Consider the following 23887-nt stretch of genomic DNA (forward strand, 5'->3'; position numbering starts at 1 on the left):
ATGACCACGTCCGGCCGGTCCGCTCCGCGGCGCAAAACCTCCCACGTGCTGGCGAATGCCCCGTTCCGCCGGCTGTGGACGGCCATGTCGGTCTGCAGTCTCGGCGACTGGCTCAACATCATCGCGATCACCGCGTTCGCGGCCTTCCTGACCCGCGGCTCCGGCTACCAGGCGCAGAGCCTCGCCATCGGCGGCGTCTTCGTCGTCAAGATGCTCCCCGCCATCGTGCTCGGCCCGCTCGCCGGCGCCTTCGCCGACCGGTTCGACCGCCGGCTGACGATGTTCGTCAGCGACCTGCTGCGGTTCGCGCTGGTGCTGTCCATCCCGATCGTCGGCAGCTACCGCTGGGTCATCATCGCGACGTTGCTCGTCGAGTGCGTGAACCTCTTCTGGGTCCCCGCCAAGGACGCCACCGTTCCCAACCTCGTCCCCAAGGAGCGACTCGAGGAGGCCAACCAGCTCAACCTGCTGGTGACGTACGGCACCGCTCCGGTCGCCGCGGCCTTGTTCGCCGTCCTGTCGCTGGTCGTCGATCTCACCGCGCAGGCCGTGCCGAGCTTCACGTGGGAGCCCGCGCGGCTCGCGCTGATCGTCAACGCCGTGGCCTACCTCGTGTCCGCGGCGCTGATCTTCACGCTGAAAGGCATTCCCAGGGGCCACGCCGGCCAGGTCGCCGCGCCGTCGGTGCTCCGCCAGATCATCGACGGCTGGCGGTATGTCGGCGCCAACCGCATGGTGCGGGGGCTGGTCATCGGCATGCTCGGCGCGTTCGCCGCAGGCGGCGCCGTCATCGGCGTGGCCAAGGTCTACGTCCTGTCGCTCGGCGGGGGAGACGCGGCGTACGGCACCGTGTTCGCCGCGGTGTTCGCCGGCATGGGCCTCGGCATCTTCTTCGGGCCCCGGGTGCTGAGCGAGCTGTCCAGGCGGCGGCTGTTCGGCCTCGCCATCGTCACCGCCGGCGTGGTGCTCGCCGGCACCGCGCTCATCCACAACCTCGTCATCCTGGTGCTGCTGACGGTGGTGCTCGGCGCGTGCGCCGGCATCGCGTGGATCATCGGGTACACCTTGATCGGCCTTGAGGTCGAGGACGCCATCCGGGGCCGCACCTTCTCGTTCCTGCAGTCCCTGGCCCGGGTCACCCTGCTGCTCGTGGTCGCCGTGGCCCCCGCGCTCGCGGGCCTGCTCGGCGAGCACAGGTTCTCCGTCGGGGCCGGCATCGCCTACCGCTTCGACGGCACCCACCTCGTCATGCTGATCGGCGGCCTGCTCGCCGTGATCGTCGGCGTGCTGGCCCTGCGGCACATGGACGACCGGCGCCACGTCCCGCTGCGCTCGGACCTGCTGGCCGCGCTGCGCGGCGAGCGGTACGTCGCCGAGACGGCCGAGCAGGCGCGCGGCACGTTCATCGCGTTCGAAGGCGGCGAGGGCTCCGGCAAGACCACCCAGTCGCGGCTGCTCGCCATCTGGCTGCGCGACCAGGGGTTCGACGTCGTGCAGACCCGAGAGCCGGGGTCCACCAAGGTCGGCATGCGGCTGCGCGCCATCCTGCTCGACTCCACCCACCAGGGCCTGTCCGCGCGGTCGGAGACCCTGCTGTACGCCGCGGACCGCGCCGAGCACGTCGAGAAGGTCATCCTCCCCGCGCTGTACCGCGGCGCGATGGTGATCTCCGACCGTTACGTCGACTCCTCGCTGGCCTACCAGGGAGCGGGTCGCGAGCTGGAACCCCAGGACGTCGTCAAGGTCAACTCCTGGGCCACCGGCGGGCTGGTCCCCGACCTGACCGTGCTGATCGACGTGCCGCCTTCGGTGGGTCTGTCGCGGTTCGCCTCGCCGGCCGACCGCATCGAGTCCGAGCCGCTCGACTTCCACGAGCGCGTGCGCCGCGAGTTCCGCGCGCTCGCGGCGGCCGACCCCGACCGGTACTTCGTGGTGGACGGCCTGCGCACCCAGCAGGAGATCGCGGCCCTGATCCAGGACCGCGTGCGCGAGATCCTCCCCGACCCCGTGCCGCAGGAGACCGAGGCGATCACCGGCACCATGCCGATCATCCGCGACTAGACGGTTGTCCACAGGCCGCGCCACGGCCGTCCGGCCGACGGCTAACCTGGCCTGCGTGACAGTCTTCGACGACCTCGTGGGGCAGGACCGCTCGGTGGACGTCCTGCGGCAGGCCGCCACCGCGGGTGCCGAGGTCCTCGCCGGCGGCCCCGGCACCGGCATGACCCACGCGTGGCTGTTCACCGGCCCGCCGGGGTCGGGCCGCACCGAGGCCGCGCAGGCGTTCGCCGCCGCGCTGCTGTGCCACTCCGGCGGCTGCGGCCACTGCGAGCTGTGCCACCAGGTCGCCGTCGGCTCCCACCCCGACGTCGAGACCGTGCGGCCCCAGGGGCTGTCGTACGGCGTCAAGGAGACCCGCGAGCTGGTGCTGCGCGCCGCCGGCGCGCCGACGCTCGGCCGGTGGCGGGTCATCCTGTTCGAGGACGCGCAGCGTGCCACCGAGGCCGCGGCCAACGCGCTGCTCAAGGCCATCGAGGAGCCGCCGCCGCGCACCGTCTGGCTGCTGTGCGCGCCGTCCCCCGACGACATGATGATCACTATCAGGTCGCGCTGCCGCGTGGTCACCCTGCGCACCCCGTCCACCGAGGCCGTGGCCCACGTGCTCGCCACCCGCGACGACGTCCCCCCGGAGCTCGCCGCGTTCGCCGCGCGCGCCGCACAGGGCAACGTGAGCCGTGCGCGCCGCCTGGCCCTGGACGCCGAGGTGCGGCGCCGGCGCGAGTCCGTGCTGTCCCTGCCGCGCGGCCTCACCAGCCTCGGCGCGTGCGTGGAGGCGGCGGAGCGGCTGGTCAAGACCTCCGCCGAGGACGCCGAGGAGGCCACGACCCGGCTCAACGAGACCGAGACCGCCGAGCTCCGCAAGATCTACGGCGAGGGCTCCTCAGGCAAGGGCCTCAACAAGGGCCTGGTGCGCGGCGGCGCCGGCGCCGTCAAGGAGCTGGAGGACCGGCAGAAGTCCCGCGCCACCCGCGTCCGCCGCGACTCCCTCGACTCGGCCCTGCTCGACCTCGCCTCCTTCTACCGCGACGTCCTCGCCGTCCAGCTCGGCGCCGTGGTCGAGCTCCCCACCGAGGACCGCAGAGCCGACCTCGACGCGCTGGCCGTGGTCTCCACCCCTGAGGACAGCCTGCGGCGCATCGACGCCATCATGCTCTGCCGCGAGCGCCTGGAGGCCAACGTCAACCCGCAGATGGCGCTGGAGTCCATGACGATCAGCCTGTGGAAACCCCGCCTCTGAGCCGCCTGTCTCACACATGCGGCGGCCGATTTGTGGGCTGATGCCACCTCTGAGCGTAGGGTGGTCGGCAACGCATCGGCATGGCCCGTATCGGCAAGGAGCGGAGGCGTTCGCGTGGGCATGATGATGGCTGTGAGCTTCACCCGATATGGGAGGCTCTACTATCTCGATCCCGGCGGACACAGCCCCAAGGTCGGCGACAAGGTCCTCGTCCCCACCGACGCGGGTCCCGAGGTCGCCGAATGCGTCTGGGCACCGCAATGGGTCAGCGAGGACGTCGAGGGTCTCCCCGTGTGCGCCGGCATCGCCGCCGACGAGCAACTGGAACGCGACGAGACCAACCGCCGCCACCGCGCCGAGGCCCGCAGCGTGTCCAAGCGCCTGATCCGCCGGCACGAGCTCCCCATGAAGGTCGTCGGCGTCGACTACCTGGACGCCGACAACGTCTACACCGTCTACTTCTCCGCTCCCCACCGCGTCGACTTCCGCGCGCTCGTCCGCGACCTGGCCCGCAACCTCCGCGCACGGGTGGAGTTACGCCAGATCGGCCCCCGAGACGAGGCCCGCCTGCAAGGCGGCATCGGCCCCTGCGGCCGTGACCTGTGCTGCGCCACGTTCCTCAAGGACTTCGAGCCGGTGTCGGTCCGCATGGCCAAGGACCAGGACCTTCCCGTCAACCCCCTGCGCATCGCCGGCGCGTGCGGCCGCCTGATGTGCTGCCTGAAGTACGAGCACCCTCTGTACCAGGAGTTCCGTGCCGGGGCTCCCCGCGCAGGCGCCACTGTGGACACCCCTGAGGGCCGCGGCACCGTCGTCGGCCACAACGTGCCGTCCGACTCGGTGGTGGTCCGCCTCGACGACGGCGGCCGCCGCTGCGCCTGCTCCCGCGCGGACGTCTGCGCGCCACGTAAGCAGCATGACGAAAAGTATGGAGGACAGACGGCCGGCGAGGAGTGAAAGCGCACGTCGGAGGGGTACTACCTTAGAGCTGTGGCGTTGATCAGGGCCACGGTCACACCGAATCGGGGGATAAGGTGGTCGGCGCATGACGCGCTGTAAAGGCATGGGCAGGACCAGACGTACAGCCGCCGTTCTCGCAGCGGCGGCACTGCTCGCCACGGCGTGCTCCGCGAAAGGCGACGCCGACCCAGCAGGCGGCCCGTCCCCCGCAGGCGACCCGGCCGCCGGCCGCAATGCTCCCTCCGCGGCGCTGGCCCCGTTCTACAACCAGAAGATCACCTGGACGGCGTGCCGCCAGGGCTTCGAGTGCGGCAAGATCAAGGTCCCCCTCGACTACGCGAACCCCGGCGGCGAAAGCATCCAGATCAGCGTGATCCGCCTCCCCGCCACCGGCGACCGCATCGGCTCCATACTTCTCAACCCCGGCGGTCCCGGCGGCTCCGGCATCGAGTACGCGCGCGCCGCCAAGTCCGTCCTCACCCCCGCCGTCCTGTCCCGCTTCGACGCCGTAGGCTTCGACCCCCGCGGCGTAGGCGAGTCCGCCCCCGTCCGCTGCCTCACCGGCCCGCAACTCGACAAGTTCATCGGCCTCGACGGCACTCCCGACACCCCCGCGGAAGTCGACGCACTGGCCACCGGCGCCAAGGAGTTCGCTCAAGGCTGCGAAGCCAAGTCCGCCAAACTCCTCCCCCACGTAGGCACCGCCGACGCGGCCCGCGACATGGACGTCCTGCGCGCCGCACTGGGTGACACCGGCCTCACCTACCTCGGCAAGTCCTACGGCACCTACCTGGGGGCCGTCTACGCCGACCTGTTCCCCAAGAACGTGCGAGCCCTGGTCCTGGACGGCGCCGTGGACCCCGCACTGCCTCCCGTCCCCGACGTCAACGCCGCACAGGCCAGAGGCTTCCAGGTGGCCCTCCGCTCCTTCCTGGCCGACTGCTTCACCCACACCTCCTGCCCCTTCCCCGCCAAGAACATCGACGAGGCCCAGTCCCGCATAGGCACCATGCTGAAGAACGCCGACCAGACCCCCCTGCGCAACAGCACCGGCGACACCCGCAAGATCGACGAATCCTGGGCCACCCTGGGCGTCGTCACAGCCCTGTACGACAAACGCTCCTGGCCCGTACTCCGAGTAGCCCTGTCCCAAGCCTTCAAAGGCGACGGCACCACTCTCCTCCGCCTGGCCGACGTCCTGATAGACCGCCACCAGGACGGCACCTACAGCAACCAGACCGAAGCCAACATGGCCATCAACTGCGTGGACCACCCCTACCCCAAAACCACCCAGGCCTACGAACAAGCCGCCACAGCCGCTCAGAAGGAAAGCCCGCTGTTCGGCGCCTACGTGATGTGGGGCTCCCTCCCCTGCGAGTACTGGCCCGTCCCCCCCACCGGCACCGACAAGCCCCTGAAAGCCGAAGGCGCCCCACCCATCCTGGTGGTAGGCACCCAACGCGACCCCGCCACCCCCTACCAGTGGGCCGAGGCCCTGGCAGGCCAACTCTCCTCAGGCGTCCTCCTGAGCTACGACGGCGACGGCCACACCGCGTACCGCACCAACAGCACCTGCATCGACAAGGCCGTAGACACCTACCTGATCACCCAAACCCCCCCAAAACCCAACACCCTCTGCCCCAAAGTAACCTGACCAAGATCCACGTCCCCCAACCCACCCGAACCCTGTAGACTGCCTCACGCTACGGTTCAACCGAAGCACGCCGCCTTAGCTCAGTCGGCCAGAGCGACGCACTCGTAATGCGTAGGTCTGGGGTTCGATTCCCCAAGGCGGCTCAGCGCATAACCGCTGGCCACAGGTCAGTTGATCACCGCCTGTCAGGCTACGCCTGGCGGGCGGTTCGCATTGGGTCCCGGGGTGTCCCTTGATCACAAGGGGGTGTCCTTGTGCGGGTCAGTGGGTGCGTTCGACGCGGCCTTCGTGCCAGACCGGTTCGGCGCTTTCGTACACTGTGCCGTCGGCGCCGAAGATGAGGAAACGGTCGAAGTCGGAGGCGAACCAGCGGTCGTGCGTGACGGCCAGGACGGTGCCGGAGAACTCGGCGAGGCCCTGCTGCAACGCCTCGGCGCTGGCGAGGTCCAGGTTGTCGGTGGGCTCGTCCAGGAGCAGCAGCGTCGCGCCGGACAGTTCGAGCAGCAGGATCTGCAGGCGCGCCTGCTGTCCGCCGGACAGTGTCTCGAACGGCTGGTTGGCGGCCGGGGCGAGTTCGTAGCGGGCCATCGCGGCCATGGCGTCGTTCAGTGTGAGCGTGTGGCCGTCCATGACCAGGTCCACCGCGACGCGGCCGTGCAGGTCGGGCCGGGCATGGGTCTGCACGAACAGGCCGGGGACCACCCGCGCGCCGAGCCGGGCCGTGCCTGTGTGCCGTACGGTGGGGACCGCGCCGTCGGCGGCCTGGTTGAGGAGCTGCAAGAAGTGCGACTTGCCTGAGCCGTTCGAGCCGAGCACGCCGATGCGTTCCCCGTACCAGATCTCGGCGTCGAACGGCTTCATCAGCCCGGTCAGCTCCAGCCGCTCGCAGATGACGGCGCGTTTGCCGGTGCGTCCTCCGCGTAGCCGCATGCGGACGTTCTGCCGTTTCGGCGGCCGGGCGGGTGGGCCGGCCTCCTCGAACCGGGCCAGGCGGGTGCGTGCGGCGCGGTAGGTCGACGACAGCGCGTCGTTGTTGGCGGCGGTCTGCTGCAGGGTGCCGACGAGCTGCCGCAGCTTGGTGTGTTCCTCGTTCCAGCGGCGCAGACGTTCCTCCAGGCGGGCTATGCGGTCCTGTCGGCCCTGCGCGTAGCTGGCGAAGCCGCCACCATGTACCCAGACGCCGCGGTCCTCGACCGTGATGATGCGGTCGACCGCGCCGACCAGGAGCTGGCGGTCGTGCGACACGAGCAGCACCGTTTTGGAGGTGGCCCGGAGCTGCGCCTCCAGCCATTCCTTGGCGGGGACGTCCAGGTAGTTGTCCGGCTCGTCCAGCAGGAGGACCTCGTCGGGGCCGCGGAACAGGGCCTCCAGCACGACTCTCTTCTGCTCGCCCCCCGACAACGTGTTCACCGGCCGCTCACGCACGGCGTCGTAGGGGAGCCCCAGGGCGAGGGTCGCGACCGTGTCCCAGACGACCTCCATGTCGTAGCCGCCGGCGTCGGCGTAGTCGCTGATGGCTTGGGCGTACGCGAGCTGGGTCCGTTCGTCGTCGTGTTCGGCCAGCCGCTTCTCGGCCCGCGCCAGCCCCGCGGCCGTGGCGCGCACCCGGTCGGGGGCCACCGACAGCAGCAGGTCGTGCAGGGTCCGCCCGTCGCGGATGTCGCCGATGAACTGCCGCATCGTGCCGAGCCCGCCGGAGTGGACCACGCGGCCGTCGTCGGGCTGGAGGTCGCCGGCGATGAGGCGCAGCAGGGTGGTCTTGCCCGCGCCGTTCGGCCCGATCAGACCGGCCTTGACGCCGTCGCCGACACGGAAGGACACCTCGTGGAGAAGCAGCCGCCCGTCCGGCAGCACATAGGTCAGTCGGTCGGCCTCGACATGCCCCGCCACCACCGTCCCCCCTTCGCGGACCCGGCACGCGGCCCGAATCGCCTGGATCGTTGTTCTGGCGACCGGATCGACGATCCAGTCCTCGAACATCATACTAAACTGTTCCGCGTGAGCACCGGCAAGACGGGATCAGGAAAAGTGTCATCAGGGACGGAACCGGCTCCGGAAGCCAAGGCCGCGGTGAACGTCTGGCTGCGCGCCTCCGAACGACAGGGGCGGGACGCGCCGCCGCTCAGCCGTGACCGCATCATCGAGGAAGCCGTGGCGCTCCTGGACGAGGAGGGCACCGGCAGGCTCACGATGCGCCGGCTGGCAGAGCGGCTCGGCACGGGTTCCACGACGCTGTACTGGCATGTCAAGACCAAGGACGATGTGCTGGACCTCGCGCTGGACACCATTTTCTCGGAGGTCGACATCCCGCGCGCCGGCCGGGACGGCTGGCGCGCGGACGTCTCGGCGCTGATCAACCGCTGGCGGGAAACCCTCCTGCGGCACCCATGGTCGGCGGCGCTGCTGGGCCGTCCGATGCTCGGGCCGAACGTGCTGGCCCGCAGCGAGTTCCTTTACGCCACCCTGCTGAAGGCGGGAGTCGGCGAGTCACAGATCATCGCCGCCGCATACGGCCTGTCCAACTACGTCATCGGTTCCGCGCTGATGCAGGCGTCGTGGATGACCAACGTGGACCAGGCGACACGGCAGGCTGCCGAACAGCACCTGCGCGCCAACCGCGACCGCTACCCGTCGCTGGCCGAACACGGCCCGCTCGTCGTGGACGACCAGTGGGATGCGGGCTTCTCGCGCGGCCTGACCTGGCTGCTCGACGGTATCCAGGCGTGCGCCGACGGAGCGGACGGGCCTGGCACCCGGGCCTGACCCCCGCTCCGCCAGGCGGGATACCCGGAACTCACGAAGAGCTGCCGCCGTGGGCCCGGCGGACGGCCGAGGTGGACGCCAGAGCCCCGGCCACCCGTGCGCCGGGTGTGCGCCGGGTCGTCGACCTCACCGGTCAGAACCCAGGCGCCGTGGCGGGGGTGCGCAGCGTGCCGAGGTAGGGACGCCACAGGTGGCCGGGATCGTCCTCCACGACTTTGACGATCTCCCGCATGGCGGCCAGCACCTTCGGCTCGTCGTCATAGACGTCTCCCTGCAGCATCTTCAGCACGTCGACCCGGTAGCGGTCGTCCTGGACGAACGCGGTGAAGAGGATGTTCAGCCGGTAGTAGATCGAGATGAACTCGTACCAGTTGCGCATGGCTCGGCGCAGCTTGGCCTCGTAGGTGGTGAACCGGTGCCGGCCGAAGTCGCCGGCCTCGGCGGCGGCGATGATGTCCCGCGCGGCGAGGCGCGCGCTGTTGAGCGCGACGCTCACTCCACTGGAGAAGATCGGATCGACGAACCTTGCCGCGTCGCCGATGAGCAGGTGCCGATCGCCGATGATCTGCTTCATCCCGTAGCTGTAGTCGCCCTCGGCCTTGAGCGGGCGGACCTGCTTGGTGTTCTTGAGAACGTCGAGCAGTTCGGGGCGGCTGGCGATGGTGTCCCAGAAGAACTTCTCCCGGTCCCCGTCGTAGGCGCGCAGGCGGTCACGCTGGCTGACCACACCGACCGAGGTGACCGTGTCGGTGATCGGGATCTGCCACACCCAGGTGTCGGCCACCGGCAGGAAGTGGATGAAGATGAAGTCGGCCTGCTCCTTGTTCACCGCCAGAGCGGTCCGGTCCAGCCCCTCGAACCAGGCGTGCACCGCGTACTGGTTGAACACCGGGTCGGTGACCTTGATCTTGAGCTGGTTGCCCAGGTGGGTGCGTCGGCCACTGGCGTCCACGACCATGCGCACCTTGATCGGGACCTGGCGCCGGCCCAGGCGGACGTTCATCACCGGAGACGTGGATGAGAAGTCCACCGCGCCGACCGCCACGCCCTGGAACACCGACGCACCCAGGCTCTCGGCGTTCTTCAGCAGGATCTGGTCGAAGAGGCCACGGTCCACGTGAAATGTGTAGTCACGGTCCACCCCGGTCTGGTCGCGCTCGGCGAACAGTACCTCGGCGGAGCGGAAGCCGTTGGTCAGGTTGCGGAACCCCATCCGGTCGATCTCGCGGCTCTCGGCCGAGGTCCAGGCCGCCCCGTACTTCTTGGGGAAGCCGGCCTGTTCGACCTTGTCGATGCAGCCGGTCTCGACGAGCACGGGGGTGGTGGCGGGAACCAGCGACTCTCCGACGTGCTCGCGGGGGAAGGTGTCACGTTCGAAGACGGCGACCGACAGACCCGCCTTCGCCAGGTAGGCGGCGACGGTCGCACCCGCCGGACCGCCGCCGATGACGCCGATGTCGAAGTCGGCGTCCACGGCGTCCGCGCTGTTCATGCTGTTCATGGCGTTCTCCCTCTTCGGGTCAGGCGCGGGAGGAGTGCTCGGCCTGGGTCGACAGTTCGTGAACCATGTCGGTGATGGCTCGCAGGTTCTGGAGGTGCCGCCATGTGATGTGCGCGGGCGGGACGATCACACCGAACTCCTGCCTGATGTAGGCGAGCAGAGTGCTGGTGTTCATGCTGTTGAGGACGCCCCACTCCAGCAGGGGGGTCTCCTGGTCCAGTTCGGACAGCTCCGTGTCGTCGAGAAACTGCACGCTGACGTAGCCGGTGATCGCGGCGTTGATCTTTTCGCGGTCGGTGACAGGCATTCGGTCCTCCCCAGATCGCCGGGTGTCTTCCGCCGGTGTTCCCGACGATCGGGGGAGTGGGTAGAGGAACGCTTGGGCGCGGCTACCGCGACACGGCGGCGGCCATCCGGTCCAGCCGTGCGCGCAGGAGAACAGGGAAGCCGGGGTCGCGGAGGAAGAAGTGTCCGCCTGGCAGCATGGCCAGCTCGAACGGGCCGGTCGTCTCCCGTGCCCAGGCGGCCAGGCCGTCCGGCCGGGTGAGGTCGTCGTCCCAGGCGCCGAACACGGTGATCGGTGCGCGCAGACGAGGATCAGCCGCCGGGCGACCGGTCGCGGACATCTCCAGGTCGGCGCGTAGCGCCGGCAGGTAGAGCCGCAGCAGTCCGGGGTCGTCCAGCAGCTCTTCGGGCATGCCGCCAAGCCGCCGCAGCCGGGCGATGAACGGGCCGTCAGGCAGCACGTGCAGCGGATCGGCGGCCGGCGGTTCGGAGGGGGCGTTACGGCCGCTGACGACCAGGCCGGCCAGCGACTCGGGGGGGAGCCGCAGCGCCAGCTCGTAGGCCACCAGTGCTCCGAAGCTGTGCCCGAACAGGACGAACGGGATGGTTGTGCTGATCGTGGCGACGAGCGACGCGACCAAGGCGTTCATGTCGCGGATCGGCGGCTCGGCCAGACGGGTGCCGTGGCCGGGCAGTTCCAGTGGCGTGACGAGTACGCCGGGCAGTACGGGCCGCCAGCGGTTGTAGTGGGCGGCGCCGCCGCCGGCGTGCGGGAGGCAGTACAGCCGCAGCCGCGGCTCCGGCGAGGGCTCCAGATGAGCGCGTTGTTTCACCGCGGAGGTCCTTCCCTTGGCCGGCCCAGGACCGGCATTCAAGCGGGGCACTAGTGGCCGGGGCGATGGTCGTTGACACCTACGCGCTCGCATTCAGCTTAAGAAGACCGTGGCCTGGCTGGGAAGCGACCCAGGCCGGAGAGGAGCCCGGATGTCCGAGTACGCGGCGGCGCCAAGGCCCGATGACGTCGCGGTGGTCGGAATCGGCTGTCGGTTCCCCGGCGGGGTGCGGACCGTTCAGGCGCTGTGGCGTGCGCTGCTCGACGGGGCCGACGTACTGGAGAAGGTGCCGGCCGATCGCTGGGACGGCGACTTTCACAGTTCCGACCCCAAGCGCTCGGGTGCCATGTACGCCGACCAAGGCGGCTTCCTCGACGACATCGACCGATTCGACGCCGACTATTTCGGCATATCGCCGCGTGAGGCGGCCGAGATGGACCCGCAGCAACGCATCCTGCTGGAGGTGGCGGCCGAGGCGATGGAGGACGCCGGCGTGCCGCGCGACCGCTGGGAGGGCACTCGCACCGGCGTCCACGTAGGCATGCTCGGCTCGGACTACCTGCTCCTGCACGCCAGGACCGCGGGGACCGCGGGGATCGGCCCTCATTTCGCCACGGGAAAGGAGTTCAGCTTCGCCGCCGGTCGCGTCGCCTATACCTTCGGTCTGCGCGGCGGAGCCATGACGGTCAACACCGCCTGCTCCTCCTCACTGACCGCACTGCATCTGGCCTGCCGTGCACTGCGTGACGGCGAAGTGGACACCGCACTGGCCGGAGGCACGAACGCCCTGGTCACACCGGACCTGTCGGTCTTCATGAGCAAGGTGCAGGCGCTGTCCCCGACCGGCCGGTGCCGTCCGTTCGACGCGCGCGCCGACGGTATCGCTCGCGGAGAGGGCTGTGCGGTCGTCGTGCTCAAACGCTACGCCGACGCGATACGCGACCACGACCAGATCCACGGCATTGTCATCGGCGGCGCCGTCAACCACGACGGGCGAAGCGCGGGCCTGACCGTGCCCAACGTCGAGGCCCAGGTGGAACTGCTCCGCCGGGCCCTGGCCTCGGCCGGTGTCGGCGCGGACGTCCCCCGGTACGTGGAGGCCCACGGGACCGGCACGCCGCTCGGCGACCCCCTGGAGCTGTCGGCGCTGGCCGAGGTGCTCGGCCGGGGCCGCTCGTCCGGTGAGCCGCTGCTCGTCGGGTCGCTCAAGGCGAACTTCGGGCACATGGACGCCACCGCAGGCGTCGCCGGGCTGCTCAAGGTACTGCTGGTCGCGCGGCACCGCGTCGTGCCACCACAGATCAACTTCGACGCTCCGACCCCCCTGATCGAATGGGCGGGTAGTGGGCTGGAGGTGCCGCGCGGGCCCATACCGCTGCCGGGGCCCGCCTCGGTGCCTGTCGTCGCCGGGGTCAGCGCGTTCGGCCTGTCGGGTACCAATGTCCACCTCGTCGTCCGTGGCCCCGAGCCCGAGCCGGCCGCGGTCTCCTCGCCGCTCGGTCCGGACACCCTGGTGATCTCGGCGACCACCGCGGCGGGTCTGCGCGCGCTCGCCGGCGACCACGCCGCCGCGCTGACCGATGGCGAGGGCCTCGCCGGACGGCTCGCCACGGCGGCGGTGCGCCGGACCCATCTCGCTCATCGGCTCGCCGTCGTCGGCGACGGCGCCGCGCCTCTGCGCGCCGCGCTCCAGGCCTACCACGACGGACGGCCGCATGATGCCGTGCTCCATGGCGAGGCAGGACTCGCCGGCGCGCCGGTGGTGTACGCCTTCTCGGGGCACGGGGCGCAGTGGCCAGGCGCCGGTATGGACCTGTACCGGGAGGACGCGGTCTTCCGCGCGGCCCTGGACGAGTGTGACGCCGAACTGCGCGCGCACACCGGGTGGAGCTTGCTCGACGTGCTGGCCGACCCCGGCCCGGCCGCGTTGCGTGCCACCGGGACCGGTCAGCCGGCGCTGTTCGGCCTGCAGGTCGCGCTGGCCCGGCTGTGGGAGTCGTGGGGGGTACGGCCGGACGCCGTCATCGGGCACAGCATGGGCGAGATCGCGGCGGCCTGCGTGGCCGGCGCGCTGACGCTCCCCGACGCGGCGCGGCTGATCGTCGAGCGCAGCCGGGTGCTGGAGGACGCGACGGGGACCGGCGCGATGGCGTCGGCCGATCTCGGCGCGGAGCCGGCCGGGAAGTGGCTCGCCCGGCGCCATCCCGATGTGACCGTCGCCGCGGTGAACGGCCCGCGCTCGGTCGTGCTGAGCGGCCCGCGGCTCCAGATCGCCGACGCCGTCCGCCGCCTTCAGGAGGAAGGTGTGGAAGCCGTCGAGTTGTCGGTCGAGTATCCCTCGCACGGCCCGCTCATGGTCCCCTACGGCCGGGAGTTGCGGCGCAGGGCCAGGCTTCGTCCTTCCGCACCCGCGATCCCGTTCCTGTCCACCGCCGACCCCGGCGGTGGGCCGCGAGCGCTGGACGCGGAGTACTGGGAGCACAACCTCTGCCGGCCGGTGATGTTCTGGCCCGTCGCCGACCGGTTGCTGGCCGGAGGGGACGTGGTGTTCGTCGAGATCGGCGCGCACCCGGTGCTGTCGCGTCCGCTGCGCGACATGATCGCACGCCGGGGACGCCGAGGCGTCGTGGTGGCCTCCCTGGTTCGTGGCGAGCGCGGCGCGGCGGTGCAGGCCAGGTCCAGGGCGGCGCTGCACATCGCGGGTGTGGCGGTCGACTGGGCTCGCGGGTACGAGGGGCCGGTCCGCGCGGCGCCGCTGCCTCCGCCTCGCTGGGCCGACCGCAGGCACTGGCTGGCGGGGGTGCCGCGCGGCGTCCAGTCCACCGTGCCTGTTGCCGACGCCGTCCCGGCCGTCGCGCTCGGCCGTGTGGAGACCACCGGCGACCTCGCCGACACCGCGCACGCGTCGCTCGCCGAGGTGCTCGGCCACCCGGCGGGAACGCGTCTCCCCGAGACCCGGGGGCTGGTCGAGCTGGGCCTGGACTCGGTGTCCGCCGTCGAGTTCGCCGAACGCCTGGCCAGGGCCACCGGCCGGCCGCTGGACGCCGCCGACGTGCTCACCCACGCCACACTCGGCGGGCTGATCGCGCACCTGCGCCGGGAGACGGCCACAGCGAGGGACGAGCCCGCGGACAGGCCGGCCCCCGCCGGACCCGAGCCCATCGCCATCGTCGGACTGGCCTGTCGGGTGCCAGGCGCCGCGGACGCCGGCGAGTTCTGGGACCTGCTCAGCGCCGGTCGGGACGCCATAGTCCCGGTGCCACCCGGTCGCTGGGACGCCGGCCGCCTGCTGGAGGACGGCCTCACCGTGACCGCCAGCGGTGGCTTCCTGGAGGCGGTGGACGGCTTCGACCACGGTTTTTTCCGGGTCTCCGCACGTGAGGCGCGCAGCATGGACCCTCAGCAGCGTCTGTTCCTGGAGGTCGCCTGGGAGGCTCTGGAGCACGCGGGCCTGTCCGCCGACGGCCTGCGGGGGAGCAGGACCGGTGTGTTCGTCGGTCTGAACTCCACCGACTACCAACAGCTTCTGCTCGGCGGCGGCAACGACGTCGACCTGTACTACGGCACCGGCAACTCGTTCTCCGGAGCGGCGGGCCGGCTGTCGTACATGCTGGGACTGCGCGGGCCGAGCATGGCGGTGGACACGGCCTGCGCGTCCTCGCTGACCGCCGTGCACCTGGCCTGCCAGAGCCTGCGCGCGGGCGAGAGCGAGGTCGCCGTCGCCGGCGGCGCGAACGTCATGGTCACCCCGACGATCTTCCGCGCCATGTCCGCCGCCGGCGCGTTGTCCCGCGACGGCCGGTGCAAGACCTTCGACGACGCCGCCGACGGGTACGGCCGTGGCGAGGGTGCGGGTGTGGTCGTGCTGAAACGCCTGTCCTGCGCACTGCGCGACGGTGATCGGGTGCTCGCCGTCATCCAGGGCAGCGCCGTCAACCAGGACGGGGCCAGCGGCGGGCTGACCGTGCCGAGCGGTGCCGCCCAGCGGGAGGTCATCGGCGACGCGCTGCGCCAGGCCGGGGTGCGTCCCGACGAGGTCGAGTACGTCGAGGCGCACGGCACCGGCACACCTCTCGGCGACGCCATCGAGTTGCGCGCGCTCGCCGCGGCGCTGCGTCCGGGGGGTGCGGCGGAGAAGCCGCTGCTGGTCGGCTCGGTCAAGACCAACATCGGCCACCTGGAGGCCGCTGCCGGGATCGCCGGCCTGATCAAGGTCGTGTTGTCACTGATCCATCGGGTCATCCCGCGGCACCTGAACTACGAGGTGCCCACCCGGCAGATCGACTGGCCACAGACCTCACTGCGGGTGCCCGCCGAACCGGTCGCCTGGACCGGCGGCAGCCGCACCGCCGGGGTGAGCGCGTTCGGGTTCACCGGCACCAACACCCACGTCGTCCTGCGGGAACCGCCGGCCGTCGCCGGGCCGCCGGACGCCGCGGACATGCCGGTGGTGCTGGCCGTGTCGGCCAGGACGGCCCCGGCGCTGGAGGCGGCCGTCGCGCTCATGCGAGAGCGGCTGGCCGTCACCCCGGAGGAAGAGATCGCCGACCTGTGCTGGACCTCGACCGCGCGACGCACCCATCACGAGCACCGGATCGCCGTGGTGGGCCACTCCACCGGGGAACTGGCGGGACGGCTGGCCGCGCCGCGCCACCGCGCCGTGGTGCCGGACGGGGAGACTCGCCCTTTGCTGGTGCGCCTCGGCCCGGACGCACCCGGCCGCGGCTGGTTCGACGACGCCGCGCCGGCACCTGGCGCGGACCCCGGAGAGATTTTCGGCCGCGTGGAGCGGGAGCTGCGCTCGACCGGTGTCCCGGGGGCCGAGACGCTGGCCGGTCATCTGGCTCTGGCCGGGTTGTGCCGTGCACTGGGGGTGGTGCCGGAGACGTGGATCGGCGGGCCTGGGCCCGCGGCGCACGCCGCCGCCGTCACCGCCGGGAGGACGACTCTCGCCGAGGCCGCTGAGGCCCTGGCCGCCGGCCACCCGCCGCGCCTCGCCGCGGGCCCCGCCGGCCAGGGCCAAGGTCGGGGTGAGCTTGTGCTTGAGCTAGGCGCGGACGGGTTCACGCTGCTGCTGGCAGGTGAGGTGGTGTACCGCGCGTCGGCCCGCGAGCCGTTGGAACTGCTCGCGGCCCTGCACGTCCGCGGCGCACGCGTCGACTGGAGTCGCACCGCCGGCCCCGGCCGCCAGGTGACCTCGCTGCCTTCCTACCCCTGGCAGCGCACCCGGCACTGGGTGGAGAACGCAGCCGGCGTGGCCGCCCCGGTCGCCGCCCCGCCGGTCGCCGCCGGGCCGCTGAAGGAGACGCCGCTCAGCGCTCGCGTCCGAGCCACGCCTGAGGCGCTGCGTGAGGAGGTGCTGCTCGGCCCTCTGCTCGGCCTGGTGGCCGAGGTGCTCGGCGGAGCCACCGACATCGATCCCGACCAGGGATTCTTCAACATGGGCTTCGACTCGGTGCTGTCGTTGCGGCTGAAACGCGCCGCCGAAGCCGCTCTCGGCAAAGAACTGCCCAACACCGTGGTGTTCGAATGTCCGACCCCCCGGTCCTTCGCGCGGTTCATCGTGGTGGAGCTGTGCGGCGAGCACGCCAAGGCCCCCGGCCCTGAAGCGGTCCCGGACGGCGGCGAGCTGTCCGGCCTGAGCGACGAGGAACTCGCCGCCCGCGTCGCCGTGGCGCTGGCCGGCTCGGCGACGCCGGGGGCCGCGGACACCGCACGTCATCGAAGCCCGGCGAAGGGAACAGACCGATGACCAACACAGACCTGCGCGCTCAGTTGATCGAGTCCGTGCGCGTGATCGAGCGGCTACGCGCCGAGCTGGCCGGGCAAAAGGATGTCTCCCGCGTGCCGATCGCCGTCATCGGCGCGGGCTGCCGGCTGCCGGGTGGTGCGGACGGGCCCGAGTCCTTCTGGCGGTTGCTGTGCGCGGGTACCGACACCGTCACCGAGTTCCCCGCTGTCCGCGCGGACCTGCGTTCGTGGTACGACCCCGATCCCGACCGGCCAGGCGGCACGTATGTCGTCAACGGCGCGTTCATCGACCAGGTCGACAGGTTCGAGCCGGAGGTGTTCGGCATCTCGCCGCGCGAGGCGGCTGGAATGGACCCGCAGCACCGGCTGATCCTGGAGGTCGTCTGGGAGGCACTGGAGCATGCCGGGTACGCACCAGGGTCGCTCGCCGGCAGCGCCACCGGTGTGTTCCTCGGCGTCAGCACCACCGACTACGTCCGGCTGCGCCAGGAACGCGGCGATCGCGCGGACGTGGACGCCTACCAGTTGCTGGGTGAGCCGAGCTTCGCCGCCGGCCGGGTGTCGTTCCACCTCGGCCTGATGGGGCCGAGCCAGGTCGTCGACACCGCCTGCTCGTCCTCCCTGGTAGCGCTGCACGACGCCTGCCAGGCGCTGCGCCTCGGCGAATGCGACATGGCGCTGGCCGGCGGCGTCAACCTGATGCTCAGCCCTTATTCGTTCGTGCTGCTCAGCAAGTTCCGTGGGCTCGCGCCGGACGGCCGCTGCAAGACCTTCGACGCCGCCGCGGACGGGTATGGCCGCGGCGAGGGCGGGGGTGTGGTGGTGCTCAAGCGTCTGGCGGACGCACAGCGCGACGGGGACAACGTGCTGGCCGTGGTGCGCGGCACCGCCGTGCGGCACGACGGCGTGAGCAGTGGTATGACCGTCCCCAACCCGCTGTCCCAGCAGGCCGTCATCGCCGCCGCGCTGGACCAGGCCGGGCTGGACCCGGCGGATGTCGACTACGTGGAAGCGCACGGCACCGGCACCGCGCTCGGCGACCCGATCGAGCTGCGCGCGTTGGAGGCGGTCATCGGTCATGTCCACCCGCCGGCGGATCCGTTGCTGGTCGGCTCGGTCAAGACCAACATCGGCCACCTGGAGGCCGCGGCAGGTGTCGCGGGGCTGCTGAAGCTCACGCTCGCGCTGCACCACCGGGAGATCCCCGGGCACCTCCACTTCACCGACCCCAATCCCAATGTGGACTGGTCCCGGCTGCACGTGAGGGTCGTCGAGGAGAGGCGACCCTGGCCGGCGCGGGGCCGGACGCGCGCCGGCGGGGTCAGCGGGTTCGGCGCCAGCGGTACCAACGCGCACGCCGTCCTGACCGAGCCGCCGGCCCGCTCGCCGTCCCCCGAAGGAGTCCGCCGCGACGACGGTGTGCTCACCCTGTCCGCGCGCACCGAGGCCAGCCTGCGCGGTCTGGCCGGCGCGTACGCGCGGCACCTGGCGCACGACGACCCGGCGCCGCTTCAAGACATCTGCCGCACGACGCAGACCGGTCGAACCCGGATGGCCCACGGCCTCGTCGTCACCGGGGCCACGTCCGGCGAGCTGGCCCGCGCGCTGGACGCCTTCACCCGCGACGAGCGCGACGACGCCTGGACGCGGGTGCCGCTGGCCCCGCACCGTAACCGGGGGGTGGCGTGGCTGTTCACCGGACAGGGCTCCCAGTACGGCCGGATGGGGCAGGAGTTGCGTGCCGAACCGGCCTACCGCGAGGCGATCGAGGAGGTCGCCGCGCTGATGGATCCGCTGCTGGACGAACCGCTGGCCGCGGTGCTGGACCGGCCGGACGAGGAGTCTTCACCACTGCACCGGACCGGCAACACCCAGCCGGCGCTGTTCGCCGTCGAGTACGCACTGGCCCGGATGTGGCTGTCGTGGGGGGTGCGGCCCGCCGCCGTGACGGGGCACAGCGTAGGGGAGATCACGGCGGCCTGCGTGGCAGGGGTGCTGACCCTGCCCGACGCGGTCCGGCTGATCGCGGTGCGAGGCAGGCTGATGCAGGCCCTGCCACCGGGAGGTGTGATGGCCACGCTGGTCTGCGACGAGGAGCGCGCCGCGCGGGCCGTCAAGGGCCTGGAGCACCTGGTGTCGGTGGCGGCGGTCAACGGGCCGGCCGACACCGTCGTCGCCGGCCCGGAGCGGGAGGTGGCCGCGGTCGTTGAAAGACTGGCCGGTGAGGGTGTCAAGCACCGGCTGCTGAAGGTCTCGCACGCGTTCCACTCGCCGCTGATGGACCCCATGCTGGACGAGATGCGCGCGGTCGCCGGGACCGTCGAGCATCACGCCCCCACGATCCGGCTCGTGTCCAACGTCACCGGCGCCGAGTGGGGACAGGCCGAGCGCGACCCGGAGCACTGGGTGAGGCACGCGAGCGCGCCGGTCCGCTTCCTCGACGGAATCCGCTTCCTGCACGCCGAGGGCCTGCGCACCTTCCTGGAGATCGGCCCGCATCCGGTGCTCCTCGGCCTCGGCGCACGCGCTCTGGACGACCCGGCGTCGGTGTGGATCCCTTCCCTGCGGCGTGGTCGTGACGGTCGGCGGCGCGTCGTCCAGTCCCTGGGAGCGCTGCACGCGCGAGGTGTGGCGGTGGACTGGGCGGCCTTCCACGGTGGCGCGCGGTTCAACCGCGTCCCGCTGCCGACCCACGTGTGGGACCGGACCCGTCATTGGTACCGCGAGGTCGCCCCCGCCAGGTCCCCCCTCCGCGACGGCGGGTCCCGGCCGGGTTTCGAGGCGCTGCCGCAGGCCGCGGTGCCGGCCTTCGAGACCACCGCCGGGCCGGCCACCGGCCTGGCCGACCTGATCGAGCTGGCCCGGGACGCCGCCGTGGAGGCCTTCGGTGGTACGTGGCGGCAGGCGGTCTCGGCTGTGCTGCGAGAGCCGGTACCGGCCGGGGCCACCCTGCAGGTGTCGGTCGAGCCGGCCGCGGACGACGACGCGGCGGCGTTCACCATCCGCGGCCGCAGTGCCACCGAGACGGCCGCCGCCGCCCCCTGGCGTGTGCACGCCTGTGGCGTGCTGCGCCGCGCTCCGCTACGCCCCGTCCTTCCGTCCGGCCCCTGGGCCGTGGCCCCCGCCGACGGCGCCAACCCTCTCGCGGTGGCGGCGACCTTGCTGTCCGGCGCGCAGGAAGCCGTGCTGACCGGAATCGGCGCGGCCTCCCTGGACGCCGGAGAGACGTCCTCGGTCCGGGTGCACCGCGAGAGCGGTGCCGTCGCGTTCCTCTCCCCGGACGGGACGGTCACCGGAGGCGCCGCCGGGTTGCGCACCACACCCGCCTCCGAGGTCACCGGCCCGCAGCCGTGGCAGGACCCCGCCGAGCTGGTGTTCGACCTGGCCTGGCAGGAGGCGGCGCTACCGGACGTCGCCACGCTGGACGGCCAGACCTGGGTGCTGTTCGGCGGCGATGACGTCGCCGGCCGCCTCGCCGACCGGCTGCGCGCACTGGGGGCGGTGGCGGAGGTCGTCACGCCAAGGCCCGAGGTGGACCTGCGGGCGATGCTGGAGCGCACCCGCCCCGACCGGATCGTCGTCCTCACCGGGGTGGACGCTCCCGACCTGGAGACCGCCGCCGAGGAGGACCTGGTCGCCTTCCGCGACCGGGCCGAGTTGGCCGCCGTGCGCCTGATGCAGGCCCTGCGTCTCCGCACGGACCTACCCACGGCGAAGGTGCACCTGGTCACCCGCGGAGCAGTCCCGGCCGTACCCGGCCAGCGGGTCCACCGGGCGGCGGCCACACCGCTGTGGGGCCTCGGCCGGGTGTTCGCGCTCGAACATCCCCGGTCATGGGGCGGCGCGGTGGACCTGGATCCCGAGTCCGGTGGCGATGACCGGCTCGCCGACGCGCTGGCGTACGGCGACACCGAGGATCAGATCGCGCTGCGCGGCACCCGTGCCCTGGTGTGCCGCCTGGTGAGGAACCCGCTGCCGGAGGAGCGGCTGCGGGCGGCGCCGCCGGTCGACCCGGAGGCCGCCTACCTGGTCACCGGCGGGTTCGGCGGCATCGGCTCCGCGGTGGCCCGCTGGCTGGCCGGGCAGGGTGCCCGGCGGCTGGTCCTCATGAGCCGCACCCCGCTGCCGGACCGCGTCCGCTGGGACGACGACCTGCCCGAGGACCAGCGCGGCCGGGTCGACCTGGTGCGCGCTCTCGAGGCCATCGGTGCCGAGGTGGAGGCCGTGGCCGCCGACGTGACCGACTTCGCCGCGGTACACGGCATGGTGGAGCGGATCACCGCCGGGACGGTGCCGCTGCGGGGGGTGGTGCACGCGGCCGGCGTCTCCCGGCCGCAGGTCGTCGCCGAAGTCGACCGGGCCGGCTACGACGCGGTGTGGCGGCCCAAGGTCGTGGGAGGCTGGACGCTGCACCGCGCCACCGAGGGGCTGGAGCTGGACTTCTTCCTCGGTTTCTCATCGATCGCCGCGGCCTGGGGGTCACTGCACCTGGCCGGGTACGCCGCGGCGAACGCCTTCCTGGACGGGCTGGCCCACCACCGTGCCGCGCGAGGTCTGGCCGGGCTGAGCGTGAACTGGGGGCAGTGGGAGCTACCGTCCAACCTGTACGGGGAGGACGTGCGGGAGTTCCTGGCGGCCACGGGCCTACGTCCGCTGCCCGCCAGGCAGGCACTGCGACTGATGGGGTCGTTGCTCACGGCGGGACGCGTCCAGCCGGTGGTGTGCGCGGCCGACTGGTCGAGGTACAAGGCCGTCCTGGAGGTGCGCGGTACCAAGCCGGTGCTGAGCGAGATCACCGTCGAACAGCGCGCCGTCGTCCGTACCGGCGGCGAGGCCATGGTGCTGGGGGAGCTGCTCGGTGCCCCGCCGGAGCGGCGCCTCCCGCTGGTCGCGGGGTATCTGCGCGACCAGCTCGCGCAGATCATGCGGCTGGACCGTGCCCGGCTGGACGAGCAGTTCCGCCTCCTGGAGCTCGGCATCGATTCGCTGATGGTGATGGAGCTCATCAAGCGCGTGCGCGAGGACCTGGCGATCGAATGCCCCACCGGTGAGTTCTTCGCGACCGACGCCGCCGAGTGGGACGTTTACCTGCTCGACCAGGTGATGCGGCGCCACGAACTCGATCATTCACACCCGACGGAGAGGAGCGTCAGCGCATGAAGCGGGTGAACGGCGCATCGGCCAGGGATCGATACGACGTCGCGATCCTCGGCAGCGGCATGGCGGGCTCGATGCTCGCCGCCGTCCTGGCGCGCAACGGGGTCAGCGTCCTCCTGCTCGACCAGGGCACCCATCCTCGGTTCGCCGTGGGAGAGTCGACCATCCCCTACACCTCGGCGATGACGCGGATCATCGCCGACCGGTACCAGGTGCCGGAGATCGCGGCGCTGGCGAGTTTCACGACCATCCAGCGGCACATCTCACGCAACTCCGGGATCAAGCAGAACTTCGGCTTCGTGTACCACCGGGAAGGGAGATTGCAGAACCCCGAGGAGATCAATCAGCTCAAGATTCCCACCGCGTTGCGTACCGAGTCGCACCTGTACCGGCAGGACACCGACGCCTACCTGTTCGCCGTCGCGGTCAAGTACGGCGCGGACCCACGGCCCGGCACCCGCGTGGAGGAGGTCGAGATCGACCCCGACACCGGCGTTGAGCTGCGTACGGCAGGCGGTGAACGGTACAGGGCCGACTACGTGGTCGACGCGGGAGGCTATCGCTCGCCGTTGGCCGAGCGGTTCGACCTGCGCGAGCAGCCCACCCGGGCCCGGCACCACTCGCGCAGCCTGTTCACCCACATGATCGGCGTGCGGCCGTTCGACGGGTCGCCGGCGGCGCGGCTGCACCGCCAGCCCAGCCCGTGGCACAACGGCACGCTGCACCACATCTTCGACGGCGGCTGGCTGTGGGTGATCCCGTTCGACAATCACCGAGGCTCCACCAACCCGCTGTGCAGTGTCGGCCTGACCCTGGACCCCCGGCGCTTCCCCCGTGATGAGCCCGACCCCCAGCGTGAGTTCGGCTCCTTCCTGAAGCGCTTCCCGGACATCGCCTGGCAGTTCGAGGACGCGGTGGCCACACGGCCGTGGGTCTCCACCGACCGGCTGCAGTACTCGGCCAAACGCCTGGTCGGCGACCGTTTCTGCCTGACCTCACACGCGGCGGGGTTCATCGACGCTCTGTACTCGCGGGGCCTGACGAACACCATGGACGTGGTCAACGCCTTGGCCTGGCGGCTCATCGAGGCCACCCGCGACGGCGACTGGTCCACCGAGCGGTTCGAGTATGTGGAGACGTTGCAGCAGGGTCTGTTCGACGTGCACGACGACCTGGTCTACAGCTCGTTCGTCGGATTCCGGGACTACGAGCTGTGGAACGCCGTCTACCGCACTTGGAAGATCGGAACGGTGCTGGGGACCCTGGTGCTCGAGGACGCCTACTACAAGTTCTTGCGCACCGGCGACGACGGCCTGTTCCGGGCGCTGGAGCAGACCGAACACCCCGGGTCACCGTTCCCGATCAGTGACCAGTTCAATCGGTTCGGCCCGCTCACGCGTGACGTGTGCATCGCCGTGGAGAACGGCTCGATGACCCCGTCGGCGGCGGCGGCCAAGGTGATGCACCACATCCAGGACGCCGACTACATCCCGCCGGTGTTCAACCTCGGCGACCCGGCCAACCACTTCTTCCACGCGACGCCACCCAAGATGCTGAGCGCCGCCCGCTGGGGTGGGACCGAGGCGCCTCCTCACGTCGGCGCGGTGATCCGTGGCGCCATCGGCGGAGTCGTCCGTAGCCGGTTCAGCCGTCGTCATTGACCGTTTCTCCGACAGATCCGACAG

General features: G+C 71.5%; 12 protein-coding genes and 1 tRNA gene. 9 read left to right on the top strand and 4 right to left on the bottom strand.

All coding sequences use genetic code 11. The features are described from left to right. The 5 genes from tmk to BJ992_RS02180 all read left to right on the top strand — a co-directional run bounded on the left by tmk (nucleotide 1) and on the right by BJ992_RS02180 (nucleotide 6055). Complete coding sequence (tmk, locus tag BJ992_RS02160) at nucleotides 1–2061, top strand: dTMP kinase (RefSeq protein WP_184978279.1); 2061 nt, start codon at nucleotides 1–3, stop codon at nucleotides 2059–2061. A 55-nt stretch (nucleotides 2062–2116) separates the two neighbouring features. After that, complete coding sequence (locus BJ992_RS02165) at nucleotides 2117–3298, top strand: DNA polymerase III subunit delta' (protein WP_184978280.1); 1182 nt, start codon at nucleotides 2117–2119, stop codon at nucleotides 3296–3298. A gap of 120 nt (nucleotides 3299–3418) precedes the next feature. Continuing rightward, complete coding sequence (locus tag BJ992_RS02170; protein ID WP_184978281.1) at nucleotides 3419–4255, top strand: PSP1 domain-containing protein; 837 nt, start codon at nucleotides 3419–3421, stop codon at nucleotides 4253–4255. A gap of 88 nt (nucleotides 4256–4343) precedes the next feature. Continuing rightward, the gene (locus BJ992_RS02175; RefSeq protein ID WP_246496496.1) at nucleotides 4344–5912 is read left to right on the top strand and encodes an alpha/beta hydrolase; all 1569 of its coding nucleotides are present in this window, start codon (nucleotides 4344–4346) and stop codon (nucleotides 5910–5912) included. A gap of 69 nt (nucleotides 5913–5981) precedes the next feature. Then, a tRNA-Thr gene (locus BJ992_RS02180) sits at nucleotides 5982–6055 on the top strand. Between the two features lie 118 nt (nucleotides 6056–6173). Here the strand turns inward: BJ992_RS02180 and BJ992_RS02185 are convergent. Next, nucleotides 6174–7895 (bottom strand): ABC-F family ATP-binding cassette domain-containing protein, encoded by a 1722-nt coding sequence (locus tag BJ992_RS02185; protein ID WP_246496497.1) that lies wholly within the window; start codon nucleotides 7893–7895, stop codon nucleotides 6174–6176. 45 nt (nucleotides 7896–7940) lie between these two features. On the opposite strand from BJ992_RS02185, the gene BJ992_RS02190 reads away from it, so the two are divergent. After that, on the top strand, nucleotides 7941–8675 hold the full coding sequence (locus BJ992_RS02190; RefSeq protein WP_343072464.1) for a TetR/AcrR family transcriptional regulator: 735 nt from the start codon (nucleotides 7941–7943) through the stop codon (nucleotides 8673–8675). Between the two features lie 133 nt (nucleotides 8676–8808). On the opposite strand, the gene BJ992_RS02195 is transcribed toward BJ992_RS02190, so the two are convergent. The 3 genes from BJ992_RS02195 to BJ992_RS02205 form a co-directional block, all read right to left on the bottom strand. After that, on the bottom strand, nucleotides 8809–10176 hold the full coding sequence (locus BJ992_RS02195) for an NAD(P)/FAD-dependent oxidoreductase (RefSeq protein WP_246496498.1): 1368 nt from the start codon (nucleotides 10174–10176) through the stop codon (nucleotides 8809–8811). Between the two features lie 19 nt (nucleotides 10177–10195). Continuing rightward, nucleotides 10196–10483: an acyl carrier protein gene (locus BJ992_RS02200; RefSeq protein ID WP_184978283.1), complete on the bottom strand. Its 288-nt coding sequence runs from the start codon at nucleotides 10481–10483 to the stop codon at nucleotides 10196–10198. 82 nt (nucleotides 10484–10565) lie between these two features. After that, on the bottom strand, nucleotides 10566–11294 hold the full coding sequence (locus BJ992_RS02205; protein ID WP_221474650.1) for an alpha/beta fold hydrolase: 729 nt from the start codon (nucleotides 11292–11294) through the stop codon (nucleotides 10566–10568). Between the two features lie 151 nt (nucleotides 11295–11445). Between BJ992_RS02205 and BJ992_RS02210 the strand changes: the two genes are divergently transcribed. Genes BJ992_RS02210 through BJ992_RS02220 form a run of 3 tightly spaced genes read left to right on the top strand, consistent with a single transcriptional unit; the run spans nucleotide 11446 to nucleotide 23863 of the window. Next, complete coding sequence (locus BJ992_RS02210) at nucleotides 11446–17046, top strand: type I polyketide synthase (RefSeq protein ID WP_184978285.1); 5601 nt, start codon at nucleotides 11446–11448, stop codon at nucleotides 17044–17046. Continuing rightward, a complete protein-coding gene (locus BJ992_RS02215) occupies nucleotides 17043–22205 on the top strand; it encodes a type I polyketide synthase (RefSeq protein ID WP_184978286.1) in 5163 nt (1720 codons plus the stop codon). The genes BJ992_RS02210 and BJ992_RS02215 overlap by 4 nt, the downstream gene beginning before the upstream one ends. Next, nucleotides 22202–23863 (top strand): NAD(P)/FAD-dependent oxidoreductase, encoded by a 1662-nt coding sequence (locus BJ992_RS02220; RefSeq protein WP_184978287.1) that lies wholly within the window; start codon nucleotides 22202–22204, stop codon nucleotides 23861–23863. Before BJ992_RS02215 ends, BJ992_RS02220 begins: the two co-directional genes overlap by 4 nt. Nucleotides 23864–23887 lie beyond the last annotated feature (24 nt).

The sequence above is a fragment of the Sphaerisporangium rubeum genome (genome assembly GCF_014207705.1).
GTDB classification, from domain to species: domain Bacteria; phylum Actinomycetota; class Actinomycetes; order Streptosporangiales; family Streptosporangiaceae; genus Sphaerisporangium; species Sphaerisporangium rubeum.